Here is a 15,894-nt window from a genome sequence, read left to right as displayed (position 1 = left end):
CTGCGTGTTATGATTGAAGTCAGCGTAGACCGAAGCAGTAATGGAGAGATCACTGCGTTTTCGATGTCCGGACACGCTGATGCGGGTCCATACGGCTATGATTTAGTCTGTGCCGGGGCATCTGCGGTGTCTTTTGGTTCGGTGAATGCTATTGCTGCTCTTTGTGATGTAGAACTGGACGTGGATATGAAAAATGAGGGAGGCTATCTTCACTGCGCCGTGCCTGATCATGTAAAAGGGCGCGTCAGGGAAGAAGTACAGCTGCTTTTAGAAGGCATGTTGGTTTCTCTTGAAACGATCGCCGAGGAATACGGTGAGCATATAAAAATTTTAGATGTATAGGAGGTGAGTCAGATGTTGAAATTGAACCTTCAATTTTTTGCTCAGAAAAAAGGGGTTGGTAGTACAAAGAACGGCCGTGACTCTATTTCCAAGCGTCTTGGTGCGAAGCGCGGAGATGGTCAGTTCGTAACAGGCGGCTCTATTCTTGTACGCCAGCGCGGAACTCGCGTTTATCCTGGTGAAAACGTAGGAAAAGGCGGCGACGACACTCTTTTCTCTAAAGTAGACGGAGTCGTTAAGTTCGAACGTCTTGGTAAAAAACGCAAGCAAGTAAGCGTATATCCAAAAGAAGCATAAGCAGAAACGTCCCATTTCGGTGGGGCGTTTTTTTGTTGTTTAGGAAATTATGTTTTTACAAGTTGTGGATAACTATCTCCATATTGTTTGATCCGCGTCTAGCTTCAGCGCCCAGCCTCTCGGGGTTAAATAACCTCCAGTCATGAAAGGCAAAGAGCGCCTTTCATGACTGAAGAACATTTACCTGTCGAGGCTGAACAGGGCGCTTGCGCTTTTGTTCTTCGCAGGTATCGTCGCTGGGTTCTTTGAAGCAAAAGTCTGGGGGTAGAAGAGCAGGTTCAGCGGTCAGGGAGGAAAGTTCAGCACTTCGGAGCAAAAGTCCGGCGTTTAAATAGGAATATTCAGCGCTTCGAACGAACGTTAATGCTAAAGGTTCACCGGTAAGTATAGAAAATGACGCTGACTTATGAAGCTCAGATTTTTCATTAAACGCTTTTACATATATACTAAAAACGAAGAAAAAAGAACAGGAGGTTTGGAAATGAAGGTGACAGTAGTAGGCTATTGGCATGCGTTTCCGGAAAAAGGAGAAGCTGCATCCGGGTATTTATTAGAACAAGATCATTATCGTGTTCTTATTGATTGCGGCAGTGGTGTCGTCTCCCAACTTCAGCATTATTGTAAACTAGACGAACTTGACGCTGCGGTTATTTCCCATTACCATAACGATCACATTGGAGATATCGGAGCACTTCACTATTTTCGTCTGCTTCAGCCTTATATCTCTGATAAAACTCCCAATTCATTTTCGATATACGGACACCAGGAAGACGCGGAAGGTTTCAACAATCTTTCTTATAAAGATATTGTACAGGCTTATCCATACACTCCTAACCAAAGTTTACAGCTTGGCCCATTCACTTTTACTTTCTATAAAACGACTCACCCCGTTCCCTGTTATGCCATGAAAATAGAAACAAATGGATCCACTCTTTTTTATACAGCAGACACTGGCTTCACAACCGAGCTTGCAGAAGCTGCAAAAGGTGCAGATTTATTAATAGCAGAATGCAGTCTTTACAAAGGACTGGACGGATCTCCTGCCGGTCATATGAATAGTGTAGAAGCCGGCCGGCTCGCTGATATGGCTGGAGCTTCTTCTCTCTTACTTACCCATCTGCCTCATTTCGGTGAGCATAGCAAACTTATTGACGAGGCAGCAAGTATTTATAACGGTCCTATCGACACTGCCTCCTCCGGTTGGTCGAAAATATTAGAATAGAAATAGGGAGGCGGAACGAGTAATTGGTAACCACCAGTATTCATGGCGCCCGATCATAGAAGATGCCGGTATTGACAAAAACGGTAACCATAAACTGGTAGTCATGAATCGCTCATGGATCCTCTTACATTAAGCTATCCTGATGACCGAAGCAGGTAACGTCAAATGCGAACGGTCAAACATGCCGCAAAATATCAAGCACAGCAAAAAAAAGCTGTCCTTTAGTGTACATCACGTTTGGACAGCCTTTTTCTAAAGAAAAATTTCATTACTTAATCCAGCAAATCAGGTTGTTCTTTTGCAATGCGGTGCCATAAAGGCTGAAATTGGAACCAGCCTGCTTTTGAGGTGCCGACCTCAGAAAAGGCTGTTTTCGCACTTTCGTCATTGATAGAAATTGGGTTTCCGGCTGCTTCGGCCATTAGCTGTGCCTGGCAGGTCCGTTCCATAGTAATAAACCACCAAGCTGTTTCATCTACCGTTTTACCGACAGTTAACAATCCATGATTTTGTAAAATAACGGCTTTGTAATTTTTTAATGCAGCTGCGATTCGAGCACCTTCTGAGGTATCATTAACGACACCGGTATAGTCATCAAACAAGCCATGGTCTTGATAAAACGCACAGGCATCCTGTGTAAGAGGATCTAGCAAACGTCCTAAAGAAGACCAGGTCTTACCATAAACGGAGTGTGCATGAGCTGCTGAGATAACATCCGGACGGGCAGCGTGAATTTGCGAATGAATAGCAAAAGCGGCTCTGTTAACAGGAAGATCCCCTTCGACGACTTCTCCATCGTGATTTACAAGCAATAAGTCAGAGGCTTTAATTTGGCTGAAATGCATCCCAAACGGATTGACCCAAAAATGATCTCGTTTTTCAGGGTCCCTCGCAGTGATATGACCAGCCACCCCCTCATCAAAACCAAATTTAGAAAAAAGCCGGAAAGCTGATGCCAGACGTTGTTTAAGGTGAAGACGCTCTTCTTTTACAGAAGTAAAGGTTGGTTCTTTCAATGTTACTCCCATCACTTACTCCTCCTTCATCTCTTTTACACCAATTCAAAAAAATACATGGAAGCTTTTGGATTAACCTTACGTTTATTTTCGCTAAATGATAGTTGATTTCCTACCGGCATTATTATTGAAGTATTTTCATTCGGAGGCTGAATAGTTTTGAATGTAGTTTCATTAGGTAAATTGGCGGGTCTGTGCGCTGGTTCAGCTAATATTTAATTTCATCTAGCTTTATTTACAAATGTTACCTGCTTGATAGATTATCCATTTTTACTTAATAAATCTCAAAATTCATTTACTTAATCTTTACACAAGCACCATATCTCCTTAATAAACCTCTTCTATACTAGCAATTGTGAGTGGGAGAGACCATTCTCCTAGGAATCTACTAACCTAAAGACAAAAAAGGAGGAAATGCTGTGAGCATGAAAAAGATCTTGATGCTTTTGGCATTAGCTGCAGCTATGGTAGTTGTTGCAGCGTGCGGAAGTGGAGAAGGAGAAGAAGCAGACGGGGGTTCAGAAGAAACAAACGGAAATGAAGAAACAAACAATGAAGATTCGAATAATGAAGAAGCTTCCGGGTCAATTACTGTGTCAGGTTCAAGTGCCATGCAGCCTCTTGTAACAGCTGCTGCTGAACAGTATATGGCAGAAAATCCAGATGCAAGTGTTCAAGTTCAAGCAGGTGGAAGCGGGACAGGTCTTAGCCAGGTATCAGAAGGCTCTGTTGATATTGGAAACTCTGATGTTTTTGCAGAAGAAAAAGACGGTATTCCGGCTGAGGAATTAGAAGATCATCAAGTAGCAGTAGTTGGAATGACAGCAGCTGTGAATCCTGAAGTAGGGGTAGAAGACCTTACCATGGATGAGTTGAAAGACATTTTCACTGGCGAAATAACAAACTGGTCTGAAGTTGGCGGGAAAGATGTAGATATTACACTAGTAAACCGTCCAGATTCTTCTGGTACAAGAGCCACATTTGTTAAATATGGACTTGACGGGGAAGAACCAGCTGAAGGAATTACGGAGGATTCTTCTAACACAGTGAAAAAAATCATTTCTGAAACAGAAGGTGCCATTGGTTATCTTGCATTCTCTTACTTCGAAGATGATGCAGTGACACCAGTTAAATTAGATGGCGTAGAACCAACAGATGAAAATGTACAAAGTGGAGATTTCCCAATTTGGGCGTATCAACATTCTTATACAAACGGAGAACCTGAAGGTCTTGCAGCAGATTTTATCGATTACATGCTAAGTGATGAGGTACAAAGCGAATTGGTACCTGAAATGGGTTATATTTCTTCTACAGAAATGCAAGTAGAGCGTGATGTTGAAGGAGAAATGACTGAAAAAGAATAATAATGACGAATGAAAACAGAAGGGATATTGGAGGGTGAACCTGACACATTTCAGGTTTACCCTGTTCCTTTGCAGCCATCTAAAGTGTTGTCATTCATGATGGTAAAAAGGTTTTTGTTTCTTATTCAAGGGGGATATGAACATGGAATGGACGGAAAGAGAGCAAACAGCTAAAGACCGTTTAATTATAAATAAAAAATCCATCTCTGTGAAAAAAGAGCGGCGTGGAAAAGTGATTATTTTCAGTACAGCTTTACTTATTATATTAGCTACGGTGTCAATAACATTGTTTCTTGTTAGTAAAGGGCTTCAGTCGTTTGTAGTGAATGGTGTAAGTCCTATTGAGTTTATAAGCAGCACGGAGTGGAGTCCGTCTAATGATAAGTTTGGTGCCCTGCCCTTTATTTTTGGGTCATTTGCGGTGACCTTTTTGTCGGCTTTGGTAGCTGCACCGCTCGGAATTGGTGCCGCCATCTTCATGACAGAAATTGCTCCATCATGGGGCCAAAGAATTTTGCAGCCTGTTGTAGAGCTGCTGGTCGGTATTCCGTCTGTTGTTTATGGGTTCATCGGGCTGACAGTAGTTGTTCCATTTATTAGAGAACACATAGGAGGGCAGGGGTTCGGACTGCTTTCTGGTACAATTGTTCTCTCTATTATGATTTTACCTACCATAACAAGTATTTCTACGGATGCTATGCGTTCTCTTCCTGGCGGTTTGAGAGAATCATCGTATGCAGTGGGAGCAACACGCTGGCAGACAATATACAGAGTGCTTGTCCCGGCAGCAACCCCTGTCCTTTTGACAGCTGTGGTGCTCGGTATGGCAAGAGCCTTTGGAGAAGCACTGGCTGTGCAAATGGTAATAGGAAACTCAAGAGACATTGCTACTTCCTTAGTTGAATCAACAGGCACGCTCACAACGATCATTACTTTAAATATCGGCCATACTACCATTGGCAGTCTTGACAACAATGTACTCTGGTCGTTGGGCTTGATACTGTTAATCATGTCTTATGTATTTATCATCATCATTCGATACCTGTCTAGCAGGAGGAAAATATAATGAATGCAAAAACGATAGATAAAATAGCTACTTCCATTTTTATATTAATGGCCGCGGTGATTGTAACAGTGCTGGCGGGTCTTCTTGGCTACATTGTCTTTCATGGTTTTCCAAAACTGACCTTTGACTTTTTAACCTCTCCTCCAAGTTCGTTCCAAGAAGGCGGCGGAGTAGGACCTCAGTTGTTTAACTCTTTTTATATATTATTGCTTACTATGATTTTCACAGTCCCTCTTGGTCTTGGCGGTGGTATTTATATGGCAGAGTACGCCAAGCCTGGAAGATTAACAGAATTTATAAGAAGTTGTATCGAAGTACTCGCATCACTTCCTTCCATTGTAATCGGGATGTTTGGTTTGCTTGCGTTTGTAAATCTAACTGGATGGGGATATACAATTATAGGCGGCGCGCTTGCTTTAACCGTATTTAATCTACCTGTTATGGTGCGAGTTTGCGAAGACGCCATCCGTTCTGTTCAAAAAGAACAAAAAGAGGCTAGTTTAGCTTTAGGTATTACCCATTTTGAAACGATCCGGACGGTGTTATTGCCAGCAGCATTTCCAGCGATATTAACAGGAGCCATTCTTGCATCCGGGCGTGTTTTCGGAGAAGCTGCCGCTCTATTATATACAGCAGGGCTAACAACGCCAAGACTGGATTGGGGAAGCTGGAATCCATTTTCTGAAACATCCCCATTAAATATTTTTAGACCAGCAGAAACGTTAGCTGTGCACATTTGGAGTGTGAATACGCAAGGGTTGATTCCTGATATTAGAGAAGTGGCAGATGGAGCCTCTGCGGTTCTTGTGCTTTCGGTTTTACTGTTTAATTTAGGTGCTCGTATAGCTGGAAGTTACATTTACAAGAAAATGACAGCTCAAAAATAATATTCAGGAGGTTGAAAAATGACAACCGCTCTTCAAGAAAGGAAAACAAAGGCAGAGGAAAACGCTGTTGTTAAGCCACCCGTCCAAGAGAAGCCAAAAAAAGAGCCAAAGGAAAAACGAACGATTCTGGATGTGCGGGATTTAAATATTTATTATGCTGATAACCATGCTGTTCAGCATGTGACCTTTGAGGTGCCGGAGCAGTCCGTTACTGCTTTAATCGGTCCTTCTGGGTGCGGAAAGTCAACTTTCTTAAGAAGTGTGAACCGCATGAACGATCTTATACCGATAAGCAGAACCGAAGGGGAACTTATTTATGAAGGGGTCAATCTTGTCGGTAAGAATATAGACGTTACAGCATTGCGTCATGAAATTGGAATGGTATTTCAAAAGCCGAATCCGTTTCCGAAATCCATTTACCAAAATATAACACATGCGTTAAAGCTTCATGGAATAAAGAAGAAAAAGATTCTTGATCAGAAAGTAGAAGAAAGTTTAAAAAAAGCAGCATTATGGGACGAAGTAAAAGACCGTCTCCATACCTCTGCTTTATCATTATCCGGCGGCCAGCAGCAGCGTCTTTGTATTGCAAGAACGCTAGCCATGGATCCAAACGTTCTTTTGCTTGATGAACCGGCTTCAGCTCTTGATCCGATTTCTACTGCAAAAATAGAAGAATTAATCTCTGAACTAAAAGAAAACCATACCATTGTAATCGTGACCCACAACATGCAGCAGGCCGCACGAGTTTCTGATAAAACGGCCTTTTTTCTTAATGGACGTCTAGTCGAATATGATCATACTGATAGATTGTTTACCAATCCTTCTAATAAAGAAACAGAAGATTATATCTCGGGCCGCTTCGGTTAAAAGGAGGGTGTATAGCGATGAGTCAAATAACAGCAATGCCAGCTGCTTATTCAGTAAATGATTTAAACCTTTGGTATGGAGAACACCATGCCTTATCTAACATTAATATGGATATTTTAGAAAAAGAGGTCACTGCTATTATTGGACCTTCTGGCTGCGGTAAATCTACTTTCATTAAAACATTGAATTTAATGATTAATATGGTGCCGTCCGTAAGAATGACTGGTGAAATTAATTATGAACAAAAAAATCTCTTGAAAGATAAGCCAGACTTAATTGAACTGCGAAAAAAGGTAGGAATGGTATTCCAAAAACCTAACCCTTTCCCAAAGACCATATTTGAGAATGTAGCATATGGACCAAGGATTCATGGCATTCGCAAAAAATCACAGCTGAATGAAATTGTAGAACGCAGCTTAAAAGACGCGTTTTTATGGGATGAAGTAAAAGACAGATTAGATACGAATGCTATGGGCCTTTCCGGCGGACAACAGCAGCGGTTGTGTATAGCGAGAACCCTGGCAACAGAACCGAAAGTTGTGTTAATGGATGAACCAACTTCAGCGCTTGATCCTATTTCTACAGTGAAAGTGGAAGAATTAATTGAGAAGTTAAAAGAGAAGTATACGATTGTGATTGTAACCCATAACATGCAGCAGGCTGCAAGGATCTCTGATAAAACAGCGTTCTTTTTAATGGGAGAATTAATCGAAATGGATAATACAGATACGATTTTTTCGCAGCCAAGTGATCATCGTACCGAAGAATATATTACCGGACGTTTTGGATAGTTTACAAGATATAAGAAAAGAGGGCTGATTCCATGACTTTTACGCGTGGTTCATTCGATAAAGAGTTAGTAGAGTTAAAAACGATGCTAGAACAAATGGGCCAGGAGACGATTTCTTATTTTAAAGAAGTTTTGACTGCCTTTTTTGAGCAGGATGCTGAAACAGGTAGAGCACTTATGAAAAAGGATGAAGCCATTAATAAGCAGGAAGATATCATTCAAGAGAGAGCTATTATGATGATTGCACGCCAACAACCAGTTGCTTCCGATTTAAGAAAAATCATTTGTGCATTAAAAATAGCCAATGATATTGAGCGAATAGCCGATTTTGCGGTGAATGTCTGTAAATCTACTATTCGACTGGAAAAAGGAGCAAATATTGATTATGAAACGATCAAAAAAATGGCGGAGCTTTCTTTAACCATGTTTTCTGAGACATTGGATGCCTATATGACAGAAGATGCAGCAAAAGCCAAAAGCTCAGCCGAAACTGATGATGAAATAGACAGTTTGCATAGTACTACACTTGAAAAGCTAATGATAGAGACGAGTCAGTATCCAAATTCGATTAATCAGCTCATTCAACTTGCTTATGTAAGCCGGTACATGGAACGGGTCGCTGACCATATTACCAACATTGCTGAACAAGTCATTTACCTTGTCAAAGGGGAACGTTTTACATTAAATAATTAGGTAAGAAAGCTTTTGTTGTCTGAACCTTTCAGATAATAAAAGCTTTTTTTTGGTTGGTACTTGAATAATAGGAAATTTACTTATTAAGGGTATATATATAATGAATAGTTGTTCATTCACAAAAAGGAGGGGTTATATGGGAAAAGGGACAACAGGACTCATACATAAAAGAAATATGCTGCCAGCTAAGTTAAATTGGGCAACGTTCTTCCTAGGCTGGAAGAGTATATGAAAGAGTTGGAACATTTCAGCACGATGACAGAACGCGAAACAAATCAAGCAGCAGCTTTTGCTGAATCAGCAAGTGCAGAAGTATTTGCCAAGCGTGGAAGAGCAGGATAAACAAATTAATCAAATGGCAGAAGACTTTCATAAGCTAGAAACAAGAAACAGAGAACTGAATATATTAGTAAAAGAATCAACACAGTAAAAATTGGCTGATTCCGGGTTCCTTCATTTTTTTCTTATATCGATTACCGGTAAAATTTTATAAGAAAAATAGTTTTCCTGGGTTTTATGGTAGAAAAGAGCATAGAAATATAGGTATAATAGACTATGATTAAAGTTTTAAATAGAGAATCCAGCGGTTTGCATGGATTTTTTCTCAGGAAAGCCGATATAAAGAATATCATACCAGTGCCATGCTGTATTTTGAAATGGTCCAGGAGGGTTCGGGAGTTGAGTCAATCAGAATATATAGAAGTGTTTATTGATGAAAGCCAAGAACATTTGCAAGCAGTAAATGATAATCTACTTCAACTTGAAAAAGAACCAGGTGATCTCTCTATTGTTGGGGAGATCTTTCGTTCTGCCCACACGTTAAAAGGTATGGGGGCAACAATGGGATTTGAAGACCTTGCTCATTTAACACATCATATGGAAAGTGTCCTTGAACTCATCCGTAATGAGCAGTTAGAGGCAACATCCGATGTGATGGATGTCGTGTTTGAAGCGGTAGATGACCTCGAAGAAATTGTAGTGGATATTTCTAATGGAGGAGATGGAACACGGGATATCCAGGAGGTGACTAATCATCTTGAAGCACTGCAGGGAATAGAATCGACAAAAACAACCGGGGAAGAAGCGGCAATGGCTGAAGCACTTGCAGGGGATACGAGCATGATCAATGAAAATTATGATGAATATGAACTTACTGTTCTAGCACAATCCAAGGAGCAAGGATATCAAGCCTACCAGATTCAAGTTTCTTTAGATGAAAAGACAATGTTGAAAGCGGCCAGAGTATATATGGTGTTTGAAGTCCTTGAACAGGTGGGGGATATTATTAAATCAACTCCTCCTGCTGAAGAGCTTGAGGAAGAAAAGTTTGTTTTTACGTTTATCATTACCTTAATTTCAGCATCAGAAGCAGAGGAGATAAAACAGCGAATTTTAAAAGTTTCTGAGATTACCTCTGTGGAAGTAGAACCTGTTCATATCGAAACATACAAACAGCAAAGCTTGAAGGAGGAGGAGACGAAGAACAAGAACCAGCTGGATACAACACCTCCGGCAAACAAGAAGACAGACAAGGCAGAGTCATCTCCTGGAAAAAAAGGAACAGAGCTGAATAAAACGATCCGTGTAAATATTGACCGTCTTGATGTATTAATGAATTTGTTTGAAGAACTGGTTATTGACCGCGGGCGATTGGAACAAATCTCAAGCGAGCTGGCCAATAGTGAATTAAATGAAACAGTCGAGCGGATGTCCCGCATTTCAGGGGATCTGCAGGAAATCATTCTGAATATGAGAATGATGCCGGTAGACCAGGTGTTCAACAGATTTCCACGGATGGTAAGAAGCTTGTCTAAAGAGCTTGGCAAAAAGGTGAACCTTGAAATCATCGGGGCGGAAACAGAGCTGGATCGGACGATTATTGATGAAATCGGTGATCCGCTTGTTCATCTGCTTCGAAACTCGATTGATCATGGTATAGAAAATCCAGAGGTTCGAAAAGAAGCAGGCAAGCCGGAAGAAGGAACCGTAGAATTAAGAGCCTATCACAGCGGAAATCATGTGTTTATAGAAATTGAAGATGATGGAGCTGGCATTAATAAAGAAAAAGTAATAGGCAAGGCACTGGAAAAAGAAGTGATCACAGAAGAAGATTTGGAAAAGATGACAGACAAGCAAATTTATGGATTGCTGTTCGCTTCAGGCTTCAGCACAGCTGAAGAGGTTACGGATATTTCAGGACGAGGCGTCGGCCTGGACGTTGTAAGAAGTACATTTGAATCTCTAGGCGGGGTAGTAACGGTCGACTCTCATCTCGGAAAAGGCTCTTTGTTCTCGATTCAGCTACCGCTTACTCTCTCTATTATTGATGTAATGTTAGTAGAAGTAGCAAAAGAAAAATATGCAATTCCATTAACGGCCATTGTGGAAACAGCTATTGTCAATAAAAATGAAGTCTACAGTGCTCATAATCAAAAAGTCATAGACTTTCGCGGAAAAGTGGTACCGCTTGTTTTTTTTGATGAAATATTTCAGGTGCCAACAGAAGAAAAAGATAACGAGTATTACTCACTTGTTATCGTTAATAAAGGTGAAAAAGTTGCTGGTCTTGTTGTGGACTCTCTGATTGGACAGCACGATATTGTATTAAAATCGCTCGGCAATCACTTAAATAATGTCTTTGCTATTTCTGGTGCTACAATCCTTGGAGACGGCCAGGTTGCTTTAATTGTTGATACAAATGCACTCATTAAATAAAAAGAGGAGGTGGAATAAGTGCCAGCAGAATCGAAGGAAGTTAACGATTTAAAGGTTGTCATCTTTCAGCTGAAAGATGAAGAGTATGCAATAGAAGTGGATTACGTGCAGTCCATTGAAAGAATGCAGCCGATTACCCGTATTCCAGGAGTCGATGCTTTTATTAAAGGGGTAATGAACCTGCGTGGAGTAATCACTCCTGTTATCGATCTGCGCAGCAGATTTGGAATTGAGAGTAAGCAATACGATGAAGCCACTCGCATTTTAGTTTTAAACAAGGAAGGTAACGAAATAGGTTTTATCGTGGATGGAGCAAATGATGTGATGGACATTCCAGTCTCTAAAATCGAACCAACTCCTGAGGTAGTAGGAGGAGTTGCAGAGGAATATTTACGCGGGGTTGTGAAATTGGAAAATCGGCTTTTTACCTTGCTGCACTTAGATAAAATTCTGCAGAAACAAGAAGGTAAAGCTGGCGCATAAAACGCCTGTATATAAAAACAACGATGAGGTGATACGATGGCTTCTGTGTTAATAGTAGATGACGCATCATTTATGAGAATGATGATAAAGGATATTTTAGTAAAGAATAATTTTGAGATTGCCGGGGAAGCAGCAAATGGGCAAGAAGCAGTTGACATGTATAACGAATTGCAGCCGGATCTTGTCACGATGGATATAACCATGCCGGAAAAAGATGGTATTGAAGCGTTAAAAGAAATCAAATCAAACAGCCCGGATGCAAATATTATTATGTGTTCTGCTATGGGGCAGCAGGCTATGGTGATCGATGCCATTCAAGCTGGGGCAAAGGATTTTATCGTAAAACCATTCCAAGCTGATCGAGTAATGGATGCGATAACAAAAGTCTTAGAGTAAAGAGAGGAGAAAGATATGCCTTCATCAGTGCAAATGGAAGCAAACCATATGAACGCGATTACAAAAGCGGCTGCTGCAATTGTTCAGGAACATTTAGGAATACAAGCTTCTTTTTCTAAACCAGTTGAAGCAGGTAAACAATTTCAGTCGTCCCATATTTCCGTTGTTATGGGGGTAAACGGAACACTTGAAGGGCAGATTATCTGTTCGATGGAAGAGGATACTGCTTTATCGATTGTAGGTACAATGATGGGCGGTATGGAAATTTCATTCATGGATGATATGGGCTGGAGTGCTATTCAGGAATTTGGCAATTGGTAGCAGGAAAAGCGGCAACCGAGCTGATAAAATCCACAGCTGTTATTGATATTTCTCCTCCTGTAGTAAATGAAGGTCTTTCTACCTTTAGAATGGAACAAACTTTTGTTACACTTCCGCTGCACAGCTCGATTGGAAATCTTTACATACATGTCTCGTAAAGAAACGTAATAAAAAGATGAGCTGCCTAGAAAGATACAGGCAGTTTGTTTTTTAGTGAATGGAAGGGCTCGACAGCCTCTTATTCTGTTATATCAAAGATTTGCACATATACTATGTAGGGTATAAAATGGTGGCATGATATATACTCAGGAGGAGAATAAATGAAAGACGAAAAAAACATGTGCAAAACCGGCCAGTGAAGTGTGCAGGATAAGCAGTCAGGTCAGGGAGAAAAGAAAAAATCAATACCTCCCATATGACCAGGTGCTTATTTATGGCTCCTGGCAGGAGCTGTCTTTATAGGCTACAACATCTTCATCGCTCTGTTTTAAAACGCTTGTATGGAAGGGAATCCCTCAATTTTACTTGAAGGGGCTCCCTTTTTTATTTGTAAGTAAACCTTCTCCACAATTTTTCCATTGGTCCCTGGTCATAGTTTCCAAGCCAAAACCAGCTTAATAGTGTTTGAACGGCATAAATAACAAGTGTAATCAATATGCCGGTGGCCGCGTAAATGGTGCCGTATAGTTGAAGGCCGAATCCATAAAAAATAAATATACAAACAATAGATTGTAACAAATAATTGGTAAGTGCCATTTGGCCCACCATCGTAATAGGCTGGAACAATTTTTTGAAAGCAGGTTTTTGGAAAAGCAGTACAGCACTTGATACGTAAAAAAGCATAAATAAAGGACCCGCAATAATATTTAAACCTTCAGCCAAGCCGTTAGAAAGCCAAGGAGCAATGGAGAAGATCCCGTTTTTCAAGCAGGCGTACAATCCCGAAAGCAGGCCGCCGCTCATAAGTGTGAAAAGGAGCAGTTTTTTCCAGAAAGAAAGATGTTCCTCTGCATTACGGATAAAACCTTGTTTACCGATATATAATCCGATCAAGAACAGCCCGAGAATATTTGGAATGCTCAATAGGAGGTTCGACAAAACGATAGGTATTTCGTTGGAAATTCTAAACGAAAGAATATCGATATAAGAACCGCTGCTATACGTGGATAGAGCTGTACTTACTGCATTTTGAGCGTCTTGTTCAAAAGCAGTCCCCTCTTGATAAGCAACAAAAAGATTGCTCGTCGTAACAAGAACTCCTAATAAGAATGCAGAGACAAGAATCAGCATAATACCCCATATAAGAATCGTTTTAGGTTTACGGTGGATAAATAGTAATAATAAAAATCCAGTAATGGCGTATGTATGCAGGATATCACCTGACCAAATGAATAAGAGGTGGACAGCACCAAGCGCAAGCAAAAAATACAACCGCCTCGAATACATTTTGCCTGCGTCTAAGCCTTTTTCTCGCATTCGTTCATAAAATAAATAAAACCCAAGCCCAAATAAAAAAGAAAACATCGGATAAAACTTACCGATTACAAACCAATCGATGCCAAACACTGCCCATTGGTTTAAATGATCAGCCGGCAGAGATGCGAGCTCTCCAGGCAGGCTCTGCAGTTGAAAAACAGGAGATTTAAAAAATGCCATGTTGGCAAAAAGAATGCCTAAAAGAGCTATACCCCGGATAAAATCAAGGGAAAGGATACGTTCATTTCTTGCAGTGGAAGAAACTTTCATTCTATTATCCACTCCTTTCTATTATTATTGTATATTTACTTACGGAAACCCATTCCCTTTTGTTGCGAAAACAAGTATATCTTAGCAAAAAGACTGCATTTTGTCTCTGTTATATGTAAATAAAAGGAAAAACAGGACTAAGAATTCAGGTCTTTAGGATAGTCATTATAGATGAAGGAGTATATCTTCACGGCGAACCGCGCTTAAGCACTAAAGCAGAAGGAGCTGTCTCTAAAGCTCTTGCATGGTAATATGAAATAAATCACGACCGGCTGTTTTGCTTGGTTTTCTCTTTTCTGCAGGCGGTGCCACTACGCTTAATCAGAAAGTTCCTCCCTCAAGCATGATCTGTAGCAACATCACTGAAAAGCAGGTAACTGGTATTTTCAATCTTTCTCCAACTTAGGTCTTCAATCCTCTTCCTTGGTTATTGCTTCAACTTTCAATCTCCTGTCTCGGGCTTCAAGAACTTTGCTTTGGCAAAGGAGCCACAGGAGATCCTAATCTCGCGAATGCTTCCAAAAGAAGATGGGGGCTGTCTCTTACATTCGAGACAACCCCTTCTAACGGCATCAAGCTTACTGCGTTACTTTGCCTGCTTTATTTTATTTTCTGCGTTTGTCTGCTGCTGAGAAGAAATGGCAGATCCAGCATGTTCACCAGGAAGCTGCTGCACAGCATAAATCAATATATCCATCTTTTTTTCCATACGGTGCAGCAAATAAAAAGCGATAACAGCTGTCACTCCATACTCTCCGGCGGCAGTGAACCATATATCCATCTTTTCTCTCCTTTTCAGCTAAAATAGAAGGAGACTGGCTCCCTAATGACTGCCAGTCCCCTGATATAATGCTTAACCTTCGAAAACAGTATCTACTGTTCGTTCCACAACCCTTGCATCCCGCTTTTCAACCAGGTCGCCTCCCGAAGAATGAAATGTATTGGCGCTGATAATAGCATCCATTGCTGCTTCTACCGCTTCTTCATCCACCGGTTCTGCAGGCTGGTCCAGGGCTACCGTGACATTTCTTCCATCTTCATTTGAAAAACGTAATTCTAATCGTTTACTCATTCATCATTCCTCCTTTCATTCAATGGTTTTTGTTAAAACGTAGAGATGTCGTACTCGTTTACTCGCTTTATGGAAACGAGTGGAAGTTCTTGAAGTCCGCCGAGGCTTATGGCAACAGATTGAAGGTCTTCATCAGCGGCATCTGTTTTTACATTTTGAAAGCTTTTGTACTTTAAAATCGTATCCCCGTTGTCATTGGCTCCTCCGTTTAACTCAAGCGTTAGACGGCTGTTTACGATTTCTGCCATGGCTTGCTCACCTCCTTTCACTCTATATATGGATAAGAGCAGTAAAAAAGGGGGAAGAGTTTCAAATATTTTCTTTCTTTGGCATAAACGTTTAGAATGAGAAGGGCAGGGAAAAAACAAGAAAGGATACCACTTTAGGTGGAGTTCTTAGCATGAAAGTATTAGTAGTAGGAGCAATTGGAAAAGTGGCAAGACATCTTGTTAAGAAGCTGGCCGATGATTCAAATCATGAAGTAACAGCGGTGATCCGCTCCGAGGAACAAGCTCCAGAGCTAAAAGAGCTGGGAGCAGACCAGACGGTAATTGCGGATCTTGAAGAAGATATTTCCCACGCTTTTGAAGGGATAGATGCGGTGCGGTAGTATT

At 40.9% G+C, this 15,894-nt stretch carries 20 protein-coding genes; 15 read left to right on the top strand and 5 right to left on the bottom strand.

Features of this window, described 5'->3' with window-relative positions:
- The first annotated feature begins 9 nt into the window (after nt 1-9).
- From ACE1TI_RS03465 to ACE1TI_RS03455, 3 genes are all read left to right on the top strand, one after another.
- Nucleotides 10-342 carry a ribosomal-processing cysteine protease Prp gene (locus tag ACE1TI_RS03465; protein WP_375006186.1) on the top strand — a complete coding sequence of 111 codons (333 nt, stop codon included), beginning with the start codon at nt 10-12 and terminating at the stop codon, nt 340-342.
- A 12-nt stretch (nt 343-354) separates the two neighbouring features.
- Entirely contained in the window at nt 355-639 is a 285-nt protein-coding gene (gene rpmA / locus ACE1TI_RS03460) for a 50S ribosomal protein L27 (RefSeq protein WP_091586821.1), read from the top strand.
- A 481-nt stretch (nt 640-1,120) separates the two neighbouring features.
- Nucleotides 1,121-1,861 (top strand): MBL fold metallo-hydrolase, encoded by a 741-nt coding sequence (locus ACE1TI_RS03455; RefSeq protein WP_375006185.1) that lies wholly within the window; start codon nt 1,121-1,123, stop codon nt 1,859-1,861.
- Nucleotides 1,862-2,133: 272 nt separating this feature from the next.
- Here ACE1TI_RS03455 and ACE1TI_RS03450 read toward each other — a convergent pair whose 3' ends face one another.
- Entirely contained in the window at nt 2,134-2,889 is a 756-nt protein-coding gene (locus tag ACE1TI_RS03450; protein ID WP_375006184.1) for a class II aldolase/adducin family protein, read from the bottom strand.
- 413 nt (nt 2,890-3,302) lie between these two features.
- Between ACE1TI_RS03450 and ACE1TI_RS03445 the strand changes: the two genes are divergently transcribed.
- The 11 genes from ACE1TI_RS03445 to ACE1TI_RS03395 all read left to right on the top strand — a co-directional run bounded on the left by ACE1TI_RS03445 (nt 3,303) and on the right by ACE1TI_RS03395 (nt 12,620).
- Nucleotides 3,303-4,241, top strand: coding sequence for a phosphate ABC transporter substrate-binding protein (locus ACE1TI_RS03445; protein WP_375006256.1), 939 nt, complete (start codon nt 3,303-3,305; stop codon nt 4,239-4,241).
- Nucleotides 4,242-4,383: 142 nt separating this feature from the next.
- A complete protein-coding gene (gene pstC / locus ACE1TI_RS03440) occupies nt 4,384-5,307 on the top strand; it encodes a phosphate ABC transporter permease subunit PstC (protein WP_375006183.1) in 924 nt (307 codons plus the stop codon).
- Nucleotides 5,307-6,194: a phosphate ABC transporter permease PstA gene (gene pstA / locus ACE1TI_RS03435; RefSeq protein WP_375006182.1), complete on the top strand. Its 888-nt coding sequence runs from the start codon at nt 5,307-5,309 to the stop codon at nt 6,192-6,194. The genes pstC and pstA overlap by 1 nt, the downstream gene beginning before the upstream one ends.
- Nucleotides 6,195-6,212: 18 nt before the next feature.
- Entirely contained in the window at nt 6,213-7,064 is an 852-nt protein-coding gene (gene pstB / locus ACE1TI_RS03430) for a phosphate ABC transporter ATP-binding protein PstB (RefSeq protein ID WP_375006181.1), read from the top strand.
- A gap of 17 nt (nt 7,065-7,081) precedes the next feature.
- Complete coding sequence (gene pstB, locus ACE1TI_RS03425) at nt 7,082-7,855, top strand: phosphate ABC transporter ATP-binding protein PstB (protein WP_375006180.1); 774 nt, start codon at nt 7,082-7,084, stop codon at nt 7,853-7,855.
- A gap of 32 nt (nt 7,856-7,887) precedes the next feature.
- Nucleotides 7,888-8,547, top strand: a complete 660-nt coding sequence (phoU, locus tag ACE1TI_RS03420; RefSeq protein ID WP_375006179.1) for a phosphate signaling complex protein PhoU — start codon at nt 7,888-7,890, stop codon at nt 8,545-8,547.
- 678 nt (nt 8,548-9,225) lie between these two features.
- A complete protein-coding gene (locus ACE1TI_RS03415; protein ID WP_375006178.1) occupies nt 9,226-11,262 on the top strand; it encodes a chemotaxis protein CheW in 2,037 nt (678 codons plus the stop codon).
- Between the two features lie 18 nt (nt 11,263-11,280).
- Nucleotides 11,281-11,745, top strand: a complete 465-nt coding sequence (locus tag ACE1TI_RS03410; RefSeq protein WP_375006177.1) for a chemotaxis protein CheW — start codon at nt 11,281-11,283, stop codon at nt 11,743-11,745.
- Nucleotides 11,746-11,781: 36 nt separating this feature from the next.
- Nucleotides 11,782-12,141: a response regulator gene (locus ACE1TI_RS03405; RefSeq protein ID WP_375006176.1), complete on the top strand. Its 360-nt coding sequence runs from the start codon at nt 11,782-11,784 to the stop codon at nt 12,139-12,141.
- A gap of 15 nt (nt 12,142-12,156) precedes the next feature.
- On the top strand, nt 12,157-12,462 hold the full coding sequence (locus tag ACE1TI_RS03400; RefSeq protein ID WP_375006175.1) for a chemotaxis protein CheX: 306 nt from the start codon (nt 12,157-12,159) through the stop codon (nt 12,460-12,462).
- A complete protein-coding gene (locus tag ACE1TI_RS03395) occupies nt 12,456-12,620 on the top strand; it encodes a chemotaxis protein CheC (RefSeq protein ID WP_375006174.1) in 165 nt (54 codons plus the stop codon). The genes ACE1TI_RS03400 and ACE1TI_RS03395 overlap by 7 nt, the downstream gene beginning before the upstream one ends.
- Before the next feature lie 385 nt (nt 12,621-13,005).
- Here the strand turns inward: ACE1TI_RS03395 and ACE1TI_RS03390 are convergent, their stop codons facing one another.
- From ACE1TI_RS03390 to ACE1TI_RS03375, 4 genes are all read right to left on the bottom strand, one after another.
- The gene (locus ACE1TI_RS03390; protein ID WP_375006173.1) at nt 13,006-14,208 is read right to left on the bottom strand and encodes a DUF418 domain-containing protein; all 1,203 of its coding nucleotides are present in this window, start codon (nt 14,206-14,208) and stop codon (nt 13,006-13,008) included.
- Nucleotides 14,209-14,794: 586 nt separating this feature from the next.
- Nucleotides 14,795-14,989, bottom strand: a complete 195-nt coding sequence (locus ACE1TI_RS03385) for a YvrJ family protein (protein WP_375006172.1) — start codon at nt 14,987-14,989, stop codon at nt 14,795-14,797.
- Between the two features lie 72 nt (nt 14,990-15,061).
- Nucleotides 15,062-15,280 carry a DUF2922 domain-containing protein gene (locus ACE1TI_RS03380; RefSeq protein WP_375006171.1) on the bottom strand — a complete coding sequence of 73 codons (219 nt, stop codon included), beginning with the start codon at nt 15,278-15,280 and terminating at the stop codon, nt 15,062-15,064.
- A gap of 32 nt (nt 15,281-15,312) precedes the next feature.
- Nucleotides 15,313-15,528, bottom strand: coding sequence for a DUF1659 domain-containing protein (locus ACE1TI_RS03375; RefSeq protein ID WP_375006170.1), 216 nt, complete (start codon nt 15,526-15,528; stop codon nt 15,313-15,315).
- 152 nt (nt 15,529-15,680) lie between these two features.
- On the opposite strand from ACE1TI_RS03375, the gene ACE1TI_RS03370 reads away from it, so the two are divergent.
- Nucleotides 15,681-15,890, top strand: coding sequence for an NAD(P)H-binding protein (locus ACE1TI_RS03370; protein WP_375006169.1), 210 nt, complete (start codon nt 15,681-15,683; stop codon nt 15,888-15,890).
- Nucleotides 15,891-15,894 lie beyond the last annotated feature (4 nt).

Origin of the sequence: Alteribacillus sp. JSM 102045 (assembly GCF_041949975.1) — a bacterium.
In the GTDB taxonomy this organism is placed as follows: domain Bacteria; phylum Bacillota; class Bacilli; order Bacillales; family Marinococcaceae; genus Alteribacillus.
This window is presented reverse-complemented; position numbering and strand designations above follow the sequence as displayed.

Coding starts and splice junctions, on each gene's coding strand:
- ACE1TI_RS03380 (WP_375006171.1), bottom strand. CDS start 15,280: ATGAGTAAACGATTAGAATTACGTTTTTCAAATGAAGATGGAAGAAAT.
- ACE1TI_RS03385 (WP_375006172.1), bottom strand. CDS start 14,989: ATGGATATATGGTTCACTGCCGCCGGAGAGTATGGAGTGACAGCTGTT.
- pstB (WP_375006181.1), top strand. CDS start 6,213: ATGACAACCGCTCTTCAAGAAAGGAAAACAAAGGCAGAGGAAAACGCT.
- ACE1TI_RS03390 (WP_375006173.1), bottom strand. CDS start 14,208: ATGAAAGTTTCTTCCACTGCAAGAAATGAACGTATCCTTTCCCTTGAT.
- ACE1TI_RS03405 (WP_375006176.1), top strand. CDS start 11,782: ATGGCTTCTGTGTTAATAGTAGATGACGCATCATTTATGAGAATGATG.
- phoU (WP_375006179.1), top strand. CDS start 7,888: ATGACTTTTACGCGTGGTTCATTCGATAAAGAGTTAGTAGAGTTAAAA.
- ACE1TI_RS03445 (WP_375006256.1), top strand. CDS start 3,303: ATGAAAAAGATCTTGATGCTTTTGGCATTAGCTGCAGCTATGGTAGTT.
- ACE1TI_RS03375 (WP_375006170.1), bottom strand. CDS start 15,528: ATGGCAGAAATCGTAAACAGCCGTCTAACGCTTGAGTTAAACGGAGGA.
- rpmA (WP_091586821.1), top strand. CDS start 355: ATGTTGAAATTGAACCTTCAATTTTTTGCTCAGAAAAAAGGGGTTGGT.
- pstC (WP_375006183.1), top strand. CDS start 4,384: ATGGAATGGACGGAAAGAGAGCAAACAGCTAAAGACCGTTTAATTATA.
- ACE1TI_RS03400 (WP_375006175.1), top strand. CDS start 12,157: ATGCCTTCATCAGTGCAAATGGAAGCAAACCATATGAACGCGATTACA.
- ACE1TI_RS03465 (WP_375006186.1), top strand. CDS start 10: ATGATTGAAGTCAGCGTAGACCGAAGCAGTAATGGAGAGATCACTGCG.
- pstB (WP_375006180.1), top strand. CDS start 7,082: ATGAGTCAAATAACAGCAATGCCAGCTGCTTATTCAGTAAATGATTTA.
- ACE1TI_RS03455 (WP_375006185.1), top strand. CDS start 1,121: ATGAAGGTGACAGTAGTAGGCTATTGGCATGCGTTTCCGGAAAAAGGA.
- ACE1TI_RS03370 (WP_375006169.1), top strand. CDS start 15,681: ATGAAAGTATTAGTAGTAGGAGCAATTGGAAAAGTGGCAAGACATCTT.
- ACE1TI_RS03450 (WP_375006184.1), bottom strand. CDS start 2,889: ATGGGAGTAACATTGAAAGAACCAACCTTTACTTCTGTAAAAGAAGAG.
- pstA (WP_375006182.1), top strand. CDS start 5,307: ATGAATGCAAAAACGATAGATAAAATAGCTACTTCCATTTTTATATTA.